The sequence below is a fragment of the Pseudoalteromonas sp. Z9A6 genome (genome assembly GCF_011378805.1).
GTDB classification, from domain to species: Bacteria; Pseudomonadota; Gammaproteobacteria; order Enterobacterales; family Alteromonadaceae; genus Pseudoalteromonas; species Pseudoalteromonas distincta.
This window is the reverse complement of sequence record NZ_WTKZ01000009.1, coordinates 86,685-104,530: the sequence shown is the minus strand read 5'-3', so window position 1 is coordinate 104,530 and position 17,846 is coordinate 86,685. Positions and strand designations below refer to the sequence as shown.

The window sequence follows — 17,846 nt, the reverse complement described above, 5'->3', positions numbered from 1 at the left end:
CTACTTTGATTTATTAAGCATCGCTTTTAAATCGGCAAATGGAGAATGCGTTGCAGCCTCAACTTTTCGCTCTGTAGTCGACCCGCCATACATAATATGTTCGTGGTATTTATTGTGCTCATTGTCGTGGCAATAAATACACAATAACTCCCAGTTACTGCCATCCTCTGGATTATTACTATGGTTATGATCTATATGATGCACCGTTAACTCACGTAAATTAGAGTACTCAAACTCACGGGCACAACGCCCACATACCCAAGGGTACAATCTTAAGGCTTTAATTCGGTAACCTTCCTCTTGCTTCACATAAGCCTGAGGTACTGCGTTATTCTTACTCATAGTATTCCTGGTAAATTTACTATTTCAGTGATCAATACTAAAAAAACTTAATTACTGACAAATCACCAAAAGAAGTATTTATATGCCGGCCTGTTTGCTCCCACGCGCGTAGTACGACCATAAGTTTTTTATTGTCAGAAGTCCAAGAAATTCCACCGCTGTATGCTTCAACTTTTTTGGCGCCCGAATCTTTTAACCCCAGCCCAGGGGTTGTGTTTTGAATATACCCTTTACCTACTTTGTATTCAGCAAATACGTGAACATTATGCGGTAACGAAAATGATAAAAGCGAGCCAATACTCGCCCCATAAGAATTAGAAATTAATTTAGTGATCTGTGGCACAGGTGAATTTAAAAAATCAGCCTGAAACACAATATTATCTTTGTTCTCAAGAGATACATGCTTGAAAGACCAAGCGCCAACAATACTTAACGACATATCAAATTTGTTACTTAGCTTTGGCCTATTAAGAAAAAAATGCCCAAACAAAGACTCTTTATTATTGAAGGTATAAAAGTTGTGTTGGCCAGATAGCTCAAACTTGGTTGAACGTGTATTTTGCGAGAAAATTTGATCCGTTTGATTGCCGCTTAAATTGCTAGCCGTGCTTTGCAGCCCTTCAAGCGTTTGATAGTTAAATGTGATTTTAGAATTTTTAAATTTTCTATACGAGAGCAGTATATCTTGTGTTTTTGTTTCAATATCATCTTCAAAAATATCGGCTGAGTAGCCAATTTCAATGTCGTTAATATCAAAAAACACACCCACACGCTGGTTATTTATGGGCTCTAACGAAAACAGTGTTTTTTGATTACTCCCCGCCAAGTCATCGTATATTAGCGCGTGGCTAGTGCTTGGATTTGAAATAGTGGTTCGTACCGATTTTAAGTCGAAGTCGAAAGCCAATACAGCACTGGATTGAAATGCCGCTAAAACAGCAAAGCCCACAATAACCAAGTAATTACGATTCATTAAAAACACTCAAAAATTAATTTGTATTAGAGTAGCGTTTTTTTCATCTTAACTTATCACAAAAGATTAACAATTGATGAAAACTTTAAATAATGCGCTTTATGCCATTTTTTGAGGTGCTTTCAAGGTCAAACTCATTCACATGCTTAATTAGCTCCGGGAAGAACGCTAAAAACACGGCTTCTAATTCATTGTAGTTACGAGTTATATCATCAGCCGCGCCCGCAAAAGTGTTCGTAAAGCGAATACGCTTGGCAATATTATCAAGTGCTAGCCCTATTCCATCTATGGTTTCGTATTCTTTAAACCAATCGTTTTTAGTCATGCTTGTTACAACATGCTGCATTCGCGCTGGCATAACAGGTATACGGTTATTTAAAAGCTGATAGCTGGTGTACTTAAAATCACTTAAAGGTTGCTTGCTAAATCGTTGCCAATGCACAATTAAAAAATGATCAAACACCACATCAATAGCTACACCAGCAAAGCGCTTACGCTCGGGTGAAAAGTACTGTTTAGCGTGTTTTACTGCGCGGTGAGAGTCGGTAAATTTATCGACTAAATAGTGGTTATCGAGCCCGTTTATAACCGTATTTGATAAGTGTTCTACATGCCTTTTACCACCAAAGTCGCCCAACAAGTTCCCAAAGTGAGAATCGGCTGTAGGCTGTGCTAAATAAAGATGAGCTAAATAATTCAAAGTGTTCTCTGATTGGCTAATACAAATAAATAATAACGTAAATTTAGACCAAACTCACATTCGTGTTTAAAGCAGTACTTATGGTTTTGATTACCAGTTTTTACTCAAACATAATGCAAAGTATTGTATAAACAGCGCAACTATAAAACGAGTATATAAAAAGCCGCTATATCAGCTGCATCAGCTACAGCGGCTTTTTAATGCGTTAGCTTTGTTATTAGTTTGATCAAAGCTAGTTACTCGACTTTACCCAATTTCCATTATCATTTTTGCTATAACTGTTTTTAACCGCTGACCAAGCTACTTTGTGCGCTGTTGTTTCGCGGTCATCATCGTTTATTCTATCGCTTGGGTCTTCATAGGTATCCCATGCACTATTAAACGCCTCTTGATATATCTCTTGAGCATGTTTAGGTAAGTTACTTTTTACCGACTCAGGTAATTCATCACGATTTTTATATGGCATAACTTTCTCCTTGTATTTACTCAATTACGCCACAAGCAACACGTTTGCCACCGCCACCTAATGGCTTTGGCTTATCTGCATAGTTATCACTTCCTTCGTGAATCATTACTGCGTGTTGTTTAAGTTTTTCAAGCGTGAGCCTTGGCGCTAAAACAGGCGATTTAGCTTGGCCACTTTCATTTACATACAACGCCGGTAAATCGCCTAAATGGCCATCCCCCCAAGGAGCATCATGATGCTCGCTAGCTTTTGGATCGAAATGCCCACCAGCGGCGCCCCCCGGCACAACTTTCTCGCCTTTTTTCTTGGGTTCACAACTAGCAAATTGGTGAACATGAAAACCATGCTGCCCCGGTGTTAAACCTTTTAAACTTGGTGAAAAAACAACACCGTTATCATTTTCTGTTAGTGTAATAGTACCTAGTGATTGCCCTTGGCCTGACTTAGTTACTTGGTGCATTTGAACTTTTACATTAGCCAATGCGCTATTTTGTAGTAACACGCCAGTAAGTAATATTGCAAAAGTGGGTTTTAAAACGCGGGTTAAAGATCTTTTAGCGTTTGAATCAAACTGTAAACAACTCATCATCATCTCCTCGTTTAGTATCAAATTAATAAAACAATAACGCTAAATTAAGCGACTATTAAACAAGTAGTTTCAATGTATATACCAGCCCTACGCGAAAACATTATTTATGAACAATTTATTTTTAATTTATTGATTAGAAAGTAAATTTATAGTTTTTATTAAACTTAAATAAGTAGCTAATTAACTAACAAAACTGACTTTCAGCCAAAGATTGAGCAAAAACCAAGGCATATTTACAAACAAAATGGCAACTTTACAAAACTCATAAAAGGAGATTACCAACGATCCAGCTCAAAAAACCAAGTTAAAAAAACGAAAAAAAAGGTGAAACTAAGTTTCACCTTTATAATTAATTTTGAAACTAATTAGTTAGCGTTAAGCCGTAGAAACGTTACTTGCGCCTGCATTGTTAAGTATTTCTTCAATAGCGTTTTTGTTGTCACTATCGTACTTAACACCAATTAATATAGAGCCCTTTTCAATGGCATCTTCATAATATTTAATTTCGTGCTCAGGGATAAACGCACCAATTGCAGCGCCTAAAGTACCACCTACTGCGGCGCCTGCACCACCAGCTGCAAATGCTGCGACTAATGGTCCGGCAACTAATAAGCCCGTACCACCTGTTGCTACAGTACCCACTGCAGTAAAACCGCCAATAATAGCAGCAAGAATACCACCTGAAGCCGCGCCTACAAGGCCACCTTCAGCCGCTTTTGTACCTTCGTCTACAGCAAAATCTTCCTTTGCGTATGAGTCATTGGCTACAATGCTTATGTTAGCTTCATTAATACCTAAAGCTTCTAATCTATAAATTGCGAGTGTTGCTTGTGATGCACTTTCGAATAACCCAGTAATAACGGTACTCATAATAACTCCTTTATTTATTTAAGAAAATACACTTACTACTAAGCAAAACCCAAACCAATAAATTTACTATTTAAAATCAATAAGATAAAACAAAACCCATAACTAACCCTTTCATTGTTAGAGTAAAAATTGCCAAATTTTGTAAAAAACTCCTATCTACAAAAAAACGCCTTACGAAATAAAGGGAGGTTTTTATTACTCTTTTGTTTATGGTTATTACCGTGCTTAACAATAAAATTAAAAACACCAAAAGAGCATTTTTTCATACGCTTTAAAGGTTAAAAAAGACGCTTACCCTCTTCAACCCCCTACCCAGTTACAATTGTGTTTTATTAATTCAGTAAAGAGTCAGCCTAATTTTGTTATCACTACGGCTAATTTTTCGGTGCGCATAAATCGTAAAATACTGTGCTAAATCTCCTTTTTATATTGCCCTGCTATTAGCAGATATAGGCCGGCCATGGATTACGAAAACAACTTTTTAAGTCAATCACAGCAAGCTGCACTTCAACAATCGCTAATTAATACCAAGCTTTTAAGTCGCCTTTCAGTAAATAGTGAAGATGTACCTTCGCTTGAGCAACAAGCTTATGGGGCTATTGCAGTTATGCTTTATCGCTTTAATTTACAAAAAATAAAATGGTCATCATTTTTAAAAACGGCAATAAACATAGCTAGCAACGCCTGCCAATGGCTAGCCAGCGAGCTTACAAGATGCCAACAAGAATACAAAGCCCAACCTAATGACGCTGTAATAATTGAGCAAAACGCTTTTTTGAATGGCATTTTTAGCGAAGAGCTCGCCTATATTGACGCCTTACTAGGTACTGAGTTACTAACTTAAGAAATACCCTAACAACAGTAGAGTAATCTTTAGCTTAATATTCTAACTAATGCCACGGTATTGGTTGCTCTATAACCACCACCCCTCAACTAAGTTAGCATCAGGCTAATGCTTCAAATTGATTGGTATTATTGCGGGTAGATATAAATGCTTTGTGTTTCTCGTAATACCTATTTTAAGCCTATCGGTATATAAATTGCTGTTAATACTGTTCTTACTTAAAGAGTTACCTATTAATAACTCAAGTTACAACTAAATAATCGAGGATAATATGAGTAATAAACAGCTAATTACGACAATAGGTATAGGTCTGGCCGCTGCATCTGCAGGTATGTTAACAAGGAAAACTTTACAAAAATCGTGGGAAAAGGTTACCAACGAACCAGCACCAAAAGATAGACCAAGCGAAGAAACAGATCTTAAAGAGGCCGTTACATGGGCAGTAGTCTCAGGTATTGGTGCGGGTGTTGCAAGAATGGCCGTACGCTACGTACTAGACAAGCGCCGCTCCAAATAAACCGTCCCAATTAATACCTCTTATAAGTATTAAACGTAATACGGAGAGGCTCAAAAGGCGGCTTGCGACAGCTACTCCTGTGTTGTCGCAAGCAACTTAAAAAAACCTCAAACAAGGTTATTTAACCATAGAGTTAAAACACATTAACTCCCTTTCAAAGTTGTTGCCTGCCTACAAGCTTGCGTATAATGCCCACATTCCGGCTGCATTTTTTAGCCGCTAACTTGGATTTTAATAATGAAAAAACTCTCTGCAGTGCAAATAAAACAGCAAGCACTTGTACTTAATACTGCCGAAAAATTAGAAGAACAAGGCCGCGCTGAGCTCCCAGGCATGCTGCAATGCTGGTTTGATGTGGAATATCACTTATTTCCAAGTTCATTACTGCTGTGCTTTCAGTTTGAAAACGAGCAAGCCTTAGCCGTCGCAGAGCCTGATTTATTAAAGTGGCAAAAGCGTTTAAGCGGCGCAATGCTTAAAAAAGGCGTTATTTTAAAAGATATGCGTAAACATTTAAAATTTACGCTCAAAGGGCCTGACGATTAAAACGAGGTTTTTAAAGGGGTATAAAGCCTTTTACTCGTGTAGCCGAAGCGCATAAAACTATAATGAAAAACCGTAGCATTAATGCTACGGTTTTTTACTTTTATTAGAGCTTAAAGTAGTACCTATAAAGATCAATTTTTGACTCAGGGATTTTTATTAGCCGATGATACTAATTGGCCGTTCAACAATACTAATGCACGGCAAAAGCAAATTTCAGTCGATTCAACGTTAATCGGTTGCCCTAAGTTAGCAATAGTAGGATAGTAAATTACACATAAAAAATAGCCTTATATTAGGAATATTATGATCAAAGTATTATTAGCGACCAGCTTAATAGCCTCTTCATTCGCTGCTTTAAGTAATCCTTTAACTGTTGAAGAACAGCGTATCAACAAAGCCCAATCTGCAATGCCAAATGTTTTAAATGCATTTACCTCACAAGTATCAAGTTTTGAGCAACAATTTAAAGAATTAAACGACTTTAAAAGTGCAAAAATATTAGTACAAAGCTTTAGCTTTGAACTATGGGAAAACGCAAAACAACGCATAATAAAAACCAATAACTACGACGACCGAGAGCTCTACTGGGCACGCCTGCTTTCAAGCAAAGTAATACGCACAACGTCACCTAAATTTTCAATTACGCAGGCTCAACTAAATACTTTACTAACCCTACTTGAAGAAGGCAGCAGAGGACGTACCGATCTTACTTTTTCATCAGGCAGCACTAAAAAAATATTACTTACAGGCTTTGACCCTTTTTTACTCGATAAAAACATAAACCAAAGTAACCCCTCAGGTGTTGCGGCGTTATTACTCGACGGCCAAGTTATTAATTACAACGGCATAAGCGCAGAAATTAACACCGTTATGGTGCCTGTACGCTACGAAGACTTTGATCAAGGTATAATAGAATCACTACTTGCCCCTTACTACGCACTTAATAATGTAGACATGGTAGTAACCGTAAGTATGGGCAGAACAGAATTTGATTTAGAGCGTTTCCCAGGTAAACGCCGCAGTGTAACCGCCCCCGATAATGCCAATATTGTGTATGGTGGAACGCAAACAAGCCCAGTAATACCAAAACTTAATGGCCGACCACTCCCGGGCAACGAGTTTGTAAAATTTAGCTTGCCAGTAAATTACATGCAACAAGCTAAAGGCCCTTATAAAGTTATCGACAATCACGAAGTCACCACGCTTGAAAAAACCTATAAAGCGGGTTCGTACGGCGAGCTTAAAAATAGTATTGCGGTAAATGGCGGCGGCGGTGGTTACCTGTCTAACGAAATATCGTATAGGAGTATTCGCCTACGCGATGCGCTTAATTCAAGTATACCTACAGGGCATATTCATACCCCACGTATACAACAGTTCGAACCTGAAACAGAAGCTAAAATAGTAAAACAAATAAAGGCAATGCTAGAGCAAAGCTTAGTCGCGCTATAGTTTATAACTACCAGTTTAAGCGTATAAAGAAAGGCAATAACATTGCCCTTTATTTTCTCACGCACTCTCACACGGTTAATCACATGGTAAACGCATTCTTAAACTCTACTCGTCGTGGTCTCGACAGAGAAATTAACTCGATGAGCAATAAACTAAAAACCTAGGTACTTGATGTGTAATAAAAGTTTGGCGCCTTAAGTTTCAAATGGGTCATCTTTTGGATTTGTAGCAATTAACTTTATATGCAGTAAACTATAAATCTAGACCTTTGATAAATAAAATTAAGATTTGCCCCATTAGTTTTTTAAAACTTATATAACACTGGTTGATAACTGAGACAATAATAAAAATAGATAGGATTAAAATGATAAATATTTATCAACAACAACTAGCTCATGCTGAAAATTTAAAAAACCCAAGCGAGAAGTTGTCGTTTCTAACCGCAATATTGAGATCTCTTTTGCAATTATGTGGAACGACTTCATTAGAAGTGGTAAAAGAATTAACACCTACTGATGATCCCGCTCTTGATGAATTAATTGAAAGGTTTCGCACTCCATCTGATGGAATGCCAATACAGATTCTTGATAAAACCATTACTATTATCCGTAGCTTTGTTGATCCTCGGTTTTTAACTGGGTGGTTTGAAGCGACAGCTAGACACAATCCCTGTATTAGTAAGCAATTACAAGAGTGGGTTGAGTTCAGAAATACTTTCAGTGCACATGGAGTTTTAGATCAGCAAAAAACTAAAAAATGGTCTGAGAAAACTCAATCGTTAATAATCTCTTGTCTTGATATATTCAAACAAGCTATTCCCGAAGTTCAGCCTAAAGATAAACTAAAAATCTCTTTTAATAAAAGCGACCTAAACATTAAAACTCCACTTTTAGTCAACAACCACGCAGTTGTAATTTCAAAAGTAGTCCAGAAACCTTCAGGATGGAAAATGAAGGTTCAGCTCTTATCTAATACAAATTCAGAAGTAAGAACAATAGATCTAATAGAGTCAAATGTATTTGCTAATTTAGAAAGTGTTGCCGATATATATAAAATTGTAGAAGTTCTAAATAATGAAGTTGAACAAATATTAGAACACAATATTCCAGTTAGACTAACAGACAACTTTGAAGGGAGGCAAAACGAAATAGGCCTTCTTAAAGACTGGTTGGAGGATGAGGACTCTAGGAGGTGCTTAATATATGGGGATGGGGGGTATGGTAAAACAACCTTAGTGCTTGAAGCTCTAAACCTATTGTTGGAAGGGGATCTAAATATAAACAGGGAACTACCTAGCGTAATTTGCTATTACACTGCAAAAAAAACTAGATGGACCTCTGAAGGGTTAACTTATTATACTAGTGTTGAACCTGTAATTGATGAAAGTATAAGAGAGCTACTTAAGTGCCTATTCACTGTTTTACCTTCCGAATGGTATAAGACTAGTGGAAGAGCTCTCGTTGATAAAGCTGCTAATGAGCTTAAGAGCAATAAGCTTACTAGAGATGATATATTAATTATTTTAGATAATACCGAAACACTAGCTACCACGTCACAACAAACAAAAGAATTAGGCCGGTTAATAGAGCTAATAGGTAAAACTATCGGTAGAGTAATTATCACATCAAGACGACAGGAAAGTATTGAAGCGAAACAAGTTTTAATAGAAGGTTTATCTGAATCAGAATGCGTAAACTTACTAAAAGCTCTCGCTAAAGAACATAATGCAGAGTCAATAACCAAAGCTGGAGAATCAAATTTAAGGAAAGTTTCCAGAAAGCTAATGAAAAAACCAATACTTTTAGAAGCGCTTGCCGTTTATATTGGCAGAGCTAAAGTTGGTATAGAGCAAGCTTTGGAAAATTTATATAGAAAATCAAATGACGAGCTATTAGAGTTTTTGTATGAAGACGCATGGGAACGTATAACTGATTTACAAAAAGAAGCTTTTTATGTCATCGTCTCTCTAACGTGCCCTTTAGATAAATACTCTGTTAGCCGTGCCTGCCAATTTGTTGAAATTCAACATAGCGAGTTTCAAGCAAGCCTTTCTGAAACCCACTTCTCTACAATCACTGATTACGGTTCTTATTACGAATTAGAGTTGGCAGATCTAGCCCATCGTTTTTTTCAAAAGAAACTAAATGAGCAACCTAAAGAGATACAAGAAAAAATGCAGCGCTTGGCCTCTGAAGTAGACCTATATAGCTCTAAAAGACACGATATTGAGCAAGCTTACAGAAGAGACCGAGTTGCTGAAGCATTTAGAAATGAATATGCAAAGGCAGCTAAAGTAGAGTCAGATAAAGGTAATACTCAATTAGCTATAGATATGTTTGAGTTGGCGCTCGAAGAAGATCCTTTAAACTCGGCTTTACACGATCGTTTCGCCTTGCTTTTACTAAATAAAACCGATTTTTTTAATCGAGCAAAGAATATAGCTGAAAAAGCTATACAACTTAATCCGAAAAATTGTGATGCTGTCGTAACCTTAGCGTTAATATATTACCGCTTAGATGAATTACAAATTGCAGACTCTTACATTGATAACTCAGTTACATTAGGTAGAACTTTATCATTTGCTTTACTTAGGAAAGCAATGGCGAGATACCACAAAGCCAGAAAATTAACCGATGTAGACATAAAACAAGCAGTTCAACTTAATCAAGTAGCACGAAATATGCTTACAAAAGCAGAAAAACAGAATCAAATAAAAGATGGCTACGATGCAAAAAACCTAGTTAACATCCAAAAATATCAGCAATTTTTGTTAAGGCAAGCTTCAGAACTGGAGAAAATTATAAAAAACAACTAATAGACAGCTAACTGTACTTCATTTTTTCTTAGAAAGGCGAACCATCTATGGTTCGCTTTTTAATTTATGAGCTCAGCAAGCCAGAGGGGGAAATTTTGACTTCATACATCAAGATATTTGTTGATAAATATTGCATTTTGCTATGACCAAACACCAACCTCACGTTTAACCCCCTTCCCCGTCATCACGCCCTGAAAATAAACAATTGATGAGTGATGTCGCGCATGGATGCGCGATAAGGCGAAATTAGGCCATGGATGGCCTATCTTCGCCGTTTACGTTCACATCAATTGTGCATTGAAGGATTAAGCGTGATGCTCGGGTGCGCTGAGAGCGTCCAGAGAGGGACCAGCGGCAGCCCCTCTTTGGCTGCCGTCGCCAGCGCGACAAAACCTTGAATAAGGTTTCTAATCTTTAAAAAGTGCCAAACGTATTCGCGTTATCTGTAATAGTAACCTCAAGCACCTATTTAAATACTTATTCGGGCTATCGCCCGCGCGTCAGCAAGCTAAACGCCTACAACTAATAACACATACTCTTGGCTTTTAAGCGAGTAAGTATATTTGTGAATTGTTGGGCTTCGTTTCACTCTACCTAGCCTATGCAACTTGTGTTGTAAGGCGAAAGTTAAGTGCTTTCATCACTTTAAAAATAGTTTCCCAACGTGGTTTAGTTTTACCGTTAACTGCTTTATATAAGCTTTCACGGTTTAGCCCCGTTGCTTTAGCAATATCACTCACGCCATGCTTTTTAACTAATAAGCCAAGTGCTTCAATAAAGGTATTTGGATCATCATCAGCTAAACACTCTTCTAAAAATGTATTAATTTCTTGCTGTGTTTCCATATAGTCAAACGGGTTAAAATCTGATGTTTGTAGCGCCATAGTAATTACTCCAATTCACTTAAAAGGGCTTTTGCTTTGGTAATGTCTTTACCTTGTGTGCCTTTGTGTCCACCATTGAGTAGTAAAATAACTTCACCGCCTCTAATTATGTAATAAACACGATAGCCTTTCCCTACGAAAATTCGCATTTCAGATATGCCACCACCAACAGATTCACTATCGCCAAAGTTTCCATTTATGGCACGTGTAATACGTTTAGCTATCGCCATAAAAGCTTGACGATCTTTGAGCTTTTTAAGCCATTTATCGAACTCGTCGGTTTTCTTAATACGATATTTCATAAAACAATTGTAGCCCAAGGGCTACACACGTGCAATTTTATTTAAGGGTTACCGAATTTTGATTTAACAATCAACGCGTCAGCAAGCTAAACGCCTATAACAAATAACACATACTCTTGGCTTTTGAGCGAGTAAGTATAGTTGTGATTTGTTAGGAATCACCACACACAAAAAAACCGCTGCATCGCTGCAACGGCTTTTATAATTTTGATAAATTCCCAATCTTTAATTGGAAATTTTAAAAATTATCAATCTCTATATGTCTCAACCGCAGGGCATGAACATACTAAGTTACGGTCGCCGTATACGTCATCAATACGTGTAACGGTTGGCCAAAACTTGTTTTTAGCCACTGCAGGCACTGGAAATGCAGCGTAAAAACGGTCGTACGCGCGGTCCCATTCGTTACCTAACACGTCGCCTTGTGTATGTGGTGCAAACACTAGCGGGTTGTTTTCGATTGACCATTCGCCAGAAATTACTTTTTCAATTTCGCCTTTAATTGACACCATTGCTTCGATAAAGCGGTCAATCTCACCTTTTGATTCTGACTCAGTTGGCTCAATCATTAATGTGCCAGCTACTGGGAACGACATAGTTGGTGAATGGAAGCCGTAATCTTGCAAGCGCTTAGCTACGTCCATTTCAGTAATGCCTGATTGCTCTTTAAGCGGGCGTAAGTCAACAATACATTCGTGAGCAACACGGTTGTTACGACCACGGTACAAAATTGGGAAGTACTTGCTTAGCTCGTGTGTTAAGTAGTTAGCATTAACAATGGCCATTTCAGTAGCTTGCTTTAAGCCCTCTGAACCCATCATGGTGATGTAAGCCCATGAAATAGGTAAAATAGCGGCTGAGCCGTAAGGCGCTGCCGATACCGCACCGTTACCGATGTTAGTACCTGGTACGTTAATTACGCTATGGTTTGGCATAAACGGCGCAAGGTGCGATTTAACACCAATTGGGCCAACACCTGGACCACCGCCACCGTGTGGAATACAAAACGTTTTATGCAAGTTTAAGTGCGATACGTCTGAGCCAATAAAGCCTGGGCTTGTTACGCCAACTTGCGCGTTCATGTTTGCGCCGTCCATGTAAACTTGGCCGCCGTGCTCATGAATAATGTCACAAATTTCGCGAATTGTTTCCTCGTATACACCGTGCGTAGACGGGTATGTGATCATGATGCACGATAAGTTTTCAGACACTTCCTCAGCTTTCGCTTTAAGGTCGCTCATGTCTACGTTACCGTTTTTGTCGCAGTTAACTACCACAATTTTCATGCTCGCCATTTGCGCTGATGCAGGGTTAGTACCGTGCGCAGAGCTTGGGATCAAACATACATTACGGTGTGCATCGCCGCGTGACTCGTGGTATTTACGAATCGCGATTAAGCCTGCGTATTCACCTTGTGCACCAGAGTTTGGCTGAAGTGATACTGCATCGTAACCGGTAATGTTTACTAGCCAGTCGTGTAACTCGCCAATCATTATTTGGTAACCCTCTGCTTGATCAAGCGGGCAGAATGGGTGAAGGTTTGCAAACTCAGGCCACGTAATTGGGATCATCTCAGCAGTCGCGTTTAGTTTCATGGTACATGAGCCTAACGAGATCATTGAGTGATTAAGCGATAAATCTTTGCTTTCTAGTCGCTTAATGTAGCGAAGCATGTCTGTTTCGCTGTGGTAGCTGTTAAAGTTTGGATGCGTTAGTACTTCATCGTCACGTACTAAACTTGCAGGGATTGACTCGCTGCCATTTGCTTCAACGTCGGCTGCAATAGCGTCAACACTTAGGCCATGGCCTTCGCCTAAAATAATATCGAATAACTCAGTAATATCGGCGCGTGTTGTTGTCTCTGATACCGAAATTGAATACTCGCCTTCGTGATTTGTTGCAAAGTTTACGCCTTTTGCAATTGCACGCGCTATTACGTCGTCTTTGCTGTCGCTTACTACTGTTAGTGTATCAAACCAAGTGCTGTGCTTAAGTGCGATGCCTTTAGCTTTAAGACCACTTGCTAAAATATCAGCAAAGCGATGTATACGCTGCGCGATAGTTTTTAAGCCTTGTGGGCCGTGGTACACCGCGTAAAACGCTGCCATGTTGGCAAGTAATACTTGTGCTGTACAAATGTTTGAGTTGGCTTTGTCGCGGCGAATGTGCTGTTCGCGCGTTTGCATTGCCATACGTAGTGCGTCGTTACCTAAACGGTCTTTAGATACACCAATAATACGACCTGGTAATGAACGTTTGTATGCGTCACGTGTTGCAAAAAATGCAGCGTGTGGACCGCCGTAACCCATAGGTACGCCAAAACGTTGAGCCGAACCAAGTACTACGTCTGCGCCTAGTTTACCCGGTGCTTTTAATAGTAATAAACTCATTATGTCGGCAGCAACACAGGCAATGGCCTTTTTGCTTTGTACGCCAGCAATTAGGTCAGTTATATCTACCACTTCGCCTGATGTAGTTGGGTATTGGAACAATGCACCAAAAATGTCGTGGTTTACGGCATCTTCTGCTTTACCTACAATTATTTCAAAACCAAACTGCTCGGCACGCGTTGTTACTACGTCGATTGTTTGTGTGTGTACGTCGTCGGCAATAAAAAAGGCATTGGCTTTTTTAGCTTTTGATACGCGTTTTGCAAGGCCCATAGCCTCTGCAGCGGCTGTTGATTCGTCAAGTAGTGACGCACTTGCTAAATCAAGACCAGTTAAATCTAGGGTCATAGTTTGGAAGTTTAATAATGATTCTAAACGCCCTTGAGCAATCTCTGGCTGATACGGTGTGTACGCTGTATACCAACCTGGGTTTTCTAGTACGTTACGTAAAATTACGTGCGGTACGTTAGTTGGGTGGTAGCCTTGGCCAATGTACGATTTGAAAACTTTATTTTTGCTGGCTACTGATTTTAAGTAGCTTAGTGTTTCAACTTCAGTACGGCTTTGTCCAACTGTTAGCGGCTGCTCTAGACGAATGCTAGCCGGTACAGTTTGGTCAATGAGCTCTTGCACACTCGATACTTCTAAAGCACTTAGCATATCGCTTACTTGTGCTGGGCTTGGCCCAATATGGCGGCGAATAAAATCTTGCTTTTGCTCTAGTTCTTCAAGAGATTTGGCGTTTGACATGTGTCCAGATTCCTATGATCCAAAAAATGTGGCTACTGCTGATGGGTAAATAGCAATAACTTAAAATTCTTATGATTTAACAGCTTACTTTGTATGGAAAAGTTAACTGTAAAATCATAAAAGCCCCGATATCTAAATAAAACACGCGGGGCTTTTAGTTATCTACAAAGAATAATTATTCTTCGTCGATAGTGTGCGAGTAACCTTCAGCGTCTAATAAGTTGTCTAGCTCAGACTCGTCAGATGCTTTAATACGGAATAACCAACCGTCGCCGTAAGCGTCGTTGTTTACCGTTTCAGGAGAGTCTTCAAGTTCTTCGTTAATAGCAACAATTTCGCCACTGATAGGTGCGTAAATGTCTGATGCTGCTTTAACTGACTCTGCTACTGCACAGTCTTCGCCAGCGTCTACTTCGTCGCCAACTTCTGGTAATTCAACAAATACCATGTCGCCAAGAAGTTCTTGTGCATGCTCAGAAATACCAACAGTAAATGTACCGTCGCCTTCGTTACGAACCCACTCGTGTGAAGGTGCGTATTTTAACTCGCTAGGAATGTTGCTCATTTTATTTGTCCTTTGGTTTATATTGGGAGGATATCAATCACTGTAATTACACTGATTGATATAACCAAATTATTTAAATTATTGATTTACCGTTACGTACAAAGCTAGGCTTTACTACTTTAACGTTTACTAATTTTTTACGCATTTCTACTTGAGCTGTATCGCCTGTTGAACGTGGTACACGTGCAAGGGCTACACTAAAACCAAGTGTTGGTGAGAAAGTACCTGAGGTAATAACCCCTTCACCACCATCAACAATTACTTTAGAACCGCTACGCAAAACGCCTTTTTCTTCAAACACTAAGCCAACTAGTTTGTCAGTGCTTTTTTCTGCGCGTTGCTTAACAAGTACGTCACGACCAATAAAGTCACGATCTTCTGGTTCCCATGCAATGGTCCATGCCATGTTAGCTGCAAGTGGTGATACGCTTTCGTCCATATCTAGGCCGTAAAGGTTCATACCTGCTTCTAAACGTAGCGTGTCGCGTGCGCCTAAACCAGCAGGCTTAACACCTGCGTCTAGCAGTTGTTGCCATAAATCGGCTGCTTGGTCGTTCGGTACTACTATTTCGTAACCGTCTTCGCCAGTATAACCCGTTGTGGCAATAAATAAATCACCTACTTGAACACCAAAAAACGGCTTCATACCTTCAACAGCGGCTTGTTGCTCAGCATTTAAAAGAGTAGCTGTTTTTGCTTTAGCGTTAGGCCCTTGCACTGCAATCATTGCAAACTCTGGGCGCTCTGTAACAGTGACGTCAAAGTCGCTCGATACGTTAGCTAAATGCGCTAGGTCTTTTTCGCGCGTTGCTGAGTTAACAACTAGGCGGTAAAAGGTTTCGCTAAAGAAATAAATAATTAAGTCGTCTATTACACCGCCTTGCTCGTTAAGCATGCCTGTGTAAAGCGCTTTACCTGGTACGGTTAATTTTGCAACGTCGTTAGCTACTAGCTTACGTAAAAATGCTTGTGCTTGAGGCCCTTTAATATCAACAATTGTCATGTGTGATACATCAAACATACCAGCGTCGGTACGCACGCTATTGTGTTCTTCTATTTGTGAGCCGTAGTTGATTGGCATTTCCCAGCCATGAAAATCAACCATTTTTGCGCCCGCTTCTAGGTGCTTAGCATGTAGTACAGTTTTAGAAGTCATAACATTCCTTCACGTTTAAATTAACCCTGTTTAGGGCGTGGCTTAAATAGATATAAAAACAGGTAAACATTGTTATGCTCGCCTGTTGTTTGTATTCGTTATGCGGCTTCACTATGCATAAGTGCAAAACCTTGCGCTTGCATGTAGCTTTGCCATTTTTGTAATTCTTGTTGTTTAGCGACTAATACAAAGTGTTGTTCGTCGTTTTTATCAATGGCGGTAATAAATACATCACCGCTTTGTGCACCGTAGCAAAGTTGCGCGTCAGAAAGGCGCAAACCGGGTGTTAATTTAAAAGCATTTACTAGAGTATCAAACGCGTTGTCGCCACTTAAAATAAAGCTTGCTAGGTCGGTGCGTACTACATAATCAATATCAAAACGTAGTTGTTGCTCGTTTATAAGTGCTTGTAGTTGAAGGCTTGCGTTGTGTGGCAGTACGAATCTAAAGGCGGTTTCGCTAAAGTAATAAACAGCAAAACTGTAGTCAGAATTATAGTCGCCATCAAGCGTGCCTTTTAAGCCTAAACCACTGGCGGTAAGCTTAGTTAAATCAAGGCCTAAAATAGTGCTTAAAAATACACTGGTTTCGGTGCCGCTAAAATCCATTACAACGTGATTGTTGTTAGTTTGCAAAGCGTTAGTAACCGCACTACTTGCGTTGCTGTGGCGGGCAAACATTATTGGGTTAAAAGTCATAACAAACACCTGTGTATTTTTGATTACAAAAGTATATTGCCCACGCCTATCAACAACAAATTGTAATTATTTATCAATTGATAAATAATACTTATATATATAGCCATATAAATTGTAATTTTAAATATGAAAAACATATCAACAGACGGTTTACGTACTTTTGTAATGGTAGTTGAAATAGGTGGTTTTGCTAAAGCAGGCGATTTACTTGGCCTGTCGCAACCTGCTGTAAGTTTGCAAATAAAGCGCTTAGAAGACGTGCTTGGCTATAAACTATTTAAAAAACAAGGGCAGCGCCAAGTATTAAACCAGTACGGCGAGTTATTATTGCCTTTGGCAAAACAAATGATGCAACACAACGATGCTATTTTGCAGCAGTTCACCTCAGAAAACATTGCAGGTAAAGTGCGCTTGGGTATTCCGAGCGAATTTGCAGCGCGTATTTTACCCTCAATTATTGGCGACTTTGTGGCGCTCTACCCTGAGGTGTCGTTAGAGGTTAAGTCGCGTTTAAGTAAGCATTTGCTTTCGGCTTCTCGCCAAGATCAGTTTGATTTAGTACTTGCGCTAAATGAGCGACTCAACTCTGATAAGTTTCCTATTTTTATGCAAGACGAACTAGTGTGGGTGGGCGACCTTTCACTTGCGCATAACGAGGTGGTTACCCTAGTTACCGCACCAGAGGGGTGTATTTATCGTCGCCGTGCTACTGATGCATTAAAAAGTGCAGGCATTAAATACCGAATAGTTTATAGCAACGCCGATTTAACCGGCCTTATTGCTGCATTAAAAGAAGGCTTAGGTATTACGGTACTTGCCAAAAGTACAGTACCGAGTGAGCTTAACTATCAGGTTCAAACCAAACATTTACCCACTCTTGGTAATATTGGTATTAGTTTAATTAAAAGTTCGGGTGAATCGGATCATGCAGTAGATAAGCTCGCGGAGTTTATAGCGCTACGTTTAGGTTATAGCTAATCAAAACTT

18 protein-coding genes are annotated in these 17,846 nt (G+C 39.3%); 6 read left to right on the top strand and 12 right to left on the bottom strand.

From position 1 onward, the window contains the following. From GQR53_RS05880 to GQR53_RS05855, 6 genes are all read right to left on the bottom strand, one after another. A complete protein-coding gene (locus GQR53_RS05880) occupies positions 1-342 on the bottom strand; it encodes a YajD family HNH nuclease (RefSeq protein ID WP_024604747.1) in 342 nt (113 codons plus the stop codon). Between the two features lie 37 nt (positions 343-379). Then, positions 380-1,315, bottom strand: a complete 936-nt coding sequence (locus tag GQR53_RS05875) for a hypothetical protein (protein WP_165743137.1) — start codon at positions 1,313-1,315, stop codon at positions 380-382. Positions 1,316-1,400: 85 nt separating this feature from the next. Then, a complete protein-coding gene (locus GQR53_RS05870; RefSeq protein ID WP_165743136.1) occupies positions 1,401-2,015 on the bottom strand; it encodes an acyl carrier protein phosphodiesterase in 615 nt (204 codons plus the stop codon). Positions 2,016-2,247: 232 nt separating this feature from the next. Next, entirely contained in the window at positions 2,248-2,481 is a 234-nt protein-coding gene (locus tag GQR53_RS05865) for a ChaB family protein (RefSeq protein WP_165743135.1), read from the bottom strand. 16 nt (positions 2,482-2,497) lie between these two features. Beyond that, the gene (gene sodC / locus GQR53_RS05860; protein WP_197098184.1) at positions 2,498-3,067 is read right to left on the bottom strand and encodes a superoxide dismutase family protein; all 570 of its coding nucleotides are present in this window, start codon (positions 3,065-3,067) and stop codon (positions 2,498-2,500) included. Positions 3,068-3,445: 378 nt separating this feature from the next. Beyond that, positions 3,446-3,940, bottom strand: a complete 495-nt coding sequence (locus GQR53_RS05855) for a general stress protein (RefSeq protein WP_024604742.1) — start codon at positions 3,938-3,940, stop codon at positions 3,446-3,448. A 460-nt stretch (positions 3,941-4,400) separates the two neighbouring features. Between GQR53_RS05855 and GQR53_RS05850 the strand changes: the two genes are divergently transcribed. The 5 genes from GQR53_RS05850 to GQR53_RS05830 all read left to right on the top strand — a co-directional run bounded on the left by GQR53_RS05850 (position 4,401) and on the right by GQR53_RS05830 (position 10,114). After that, positions 4,401-4,784 (top strand): hypothetical protein, encoded by a 384-nt coding sequence (locus tag GQR53_RS05850; RefSeq protein WP_165743134.1) that lies wholly within the window; start codon positions 4,401-4,403, stop codon positions 4,782-4,784. A gap of 271 nt (positions 4,785-5,055) precedes the next feature. Continuing rightward, complete coding sequence (locus tag GQR53_RS05845; protein ID WP_002958040.1) at positions 5,056-5,301, top strand: DUF4235 domain-containing protein; 246 nt, start codon at positions 5,056-5,058, stop codon at positions 5,299-5,301. 237 nt (positions 5,302-5,538) lie between these two features. Beyond that, positions 5,539-5,847 carry a hypothetical protein gene (locus GQR53_RS05840; protein WP_165743133.1) on the top strand — a complete coding sequence of 103 codons (309 nt, stop codon included), beginning with the start codon at positions 5,539-5,541 and terminating at the stop codon, positions 5,845-5,847. A gap of 303 nt (positions 5,848-6,150) precedes the next feature. Beyond that, positions 6,151-7,299: a hypothetical protein gene (locus tag GQR53_RS05835; protein WP_165743132.1), complete on the top strand. Its 1,149-nt coding sequence runs from the start codon at positions 6,151-6,153 to the stop codon at positions 7,297-7,299. Between the two features lie 364 nt (positions 7,300-7,663). After that, complete coding sequence (locus tag GQR53_RS05830) at positions 7,664-10,114, top strand: tetratricopeptide repeat protein (protein ID WP_165743131.1); 2,451 nt, start codon at positions 7,664-7,666, stop codon at positions 10,112-10,114. 599 nt (positions 10,115-10,713) lie between these two features. Here the strand turns inward: GQR53_RS05830 and GQR53_RS05825 are convergent. From GQR53_RS05825 to GQR53_RS05800, 6 genes are all read right to left on the bottom strand, one after another. After that, positions 10,714-10,998 carry an addiction module antidote protein gene (locus tag GQR53_RS05825; protein WP_007579952.1) on the bottom strand — a complete coding sequence of 95 codons (285 nt, stop codon included), beginning with the start codon at positions 10,996-10,998 and terminating at the stop codon, positions 10,714-10,716. A gap of 5 nt (positions 10,999-11,003) precedes the next feature. Then, the gene (locus GQR53_RS05820) at positions 11,004-11,300 is read right to left on the bottom strand and encodes a type II toxin-antitoxin system RelE/ParE family toxin (RefSeq protein ID WP_165743130.1); all 297 of its coding nucleotides are present in this window, start codon (positions 11,298-11,300) and stop codon (positions 11,004-11,006) included. Between the two features lie 248 nt (positions 11,301-11,548). After that, positions 11,549-14,440, bottom strand: a complete 2,892-nt coding sequence (gcvP, locus tag GQR53_RS05815) for an aminomethyl-transferring glycine dehydrogenase (protein WP_165743129.1) — start codon at positions 14,438-14,440, stop codon at positions 11,549-11,551. Between the two features lie 175 nt (positions 14,441-14,615). Continuing rightward, a complete protein-coding gene (gcvH, locus tag GQR53_RS05810) occupies positions 14,616-15,005 on the bottom strand; it encodes a glycine cleavage system protein GcvH (protein ID WP_002958029.1) in 390 nt (129 codons plus the stop codon). 73 nt (positions 15,006-15,078) lie between these two features. Continuing rightward, entirely contained in the window at positions 15,079-16,161 is a 1,083-nt protein-coding gene (gene gcvT, locus GQR53_RS05805) for a glycine cleavage system aminomethyltransferase GcvT (RefSeq protein ID WP_165743128.1), read from the bottom strand. Positions 16,162-16,259: 98 nt separating this feature from the next. Further along, complete coding sequence (locus GQR53_RS05800; RefSeq protein ID WP_002958026.1) at positions 16,260-16,859, bottom strand: hypothetical protein; 600 nt, start codon at positions 16,857-16,859, stop codon at positions 16,260-16,262. 126 nt (positions 16,860-16,985) lie between these two features. On the opposite strand from GQR53_RS05800, the gene GQR53_RS05795 reads away from it, so the two are divergent. After that, positions 16,986-17,837: a LysR family transcriptional regulator gene (locus tag GQR53_RS05795; RefSeq protein WP_165743127.1), complete on the top strand. Its 852-nt coding sequence runs from the start codon at positions 16,986-16,988 to the stop codon at positions 17,835-17,837. The last annotated feature ends 9 nt before the right edge of the window (positions 17,838-17,846 follow it).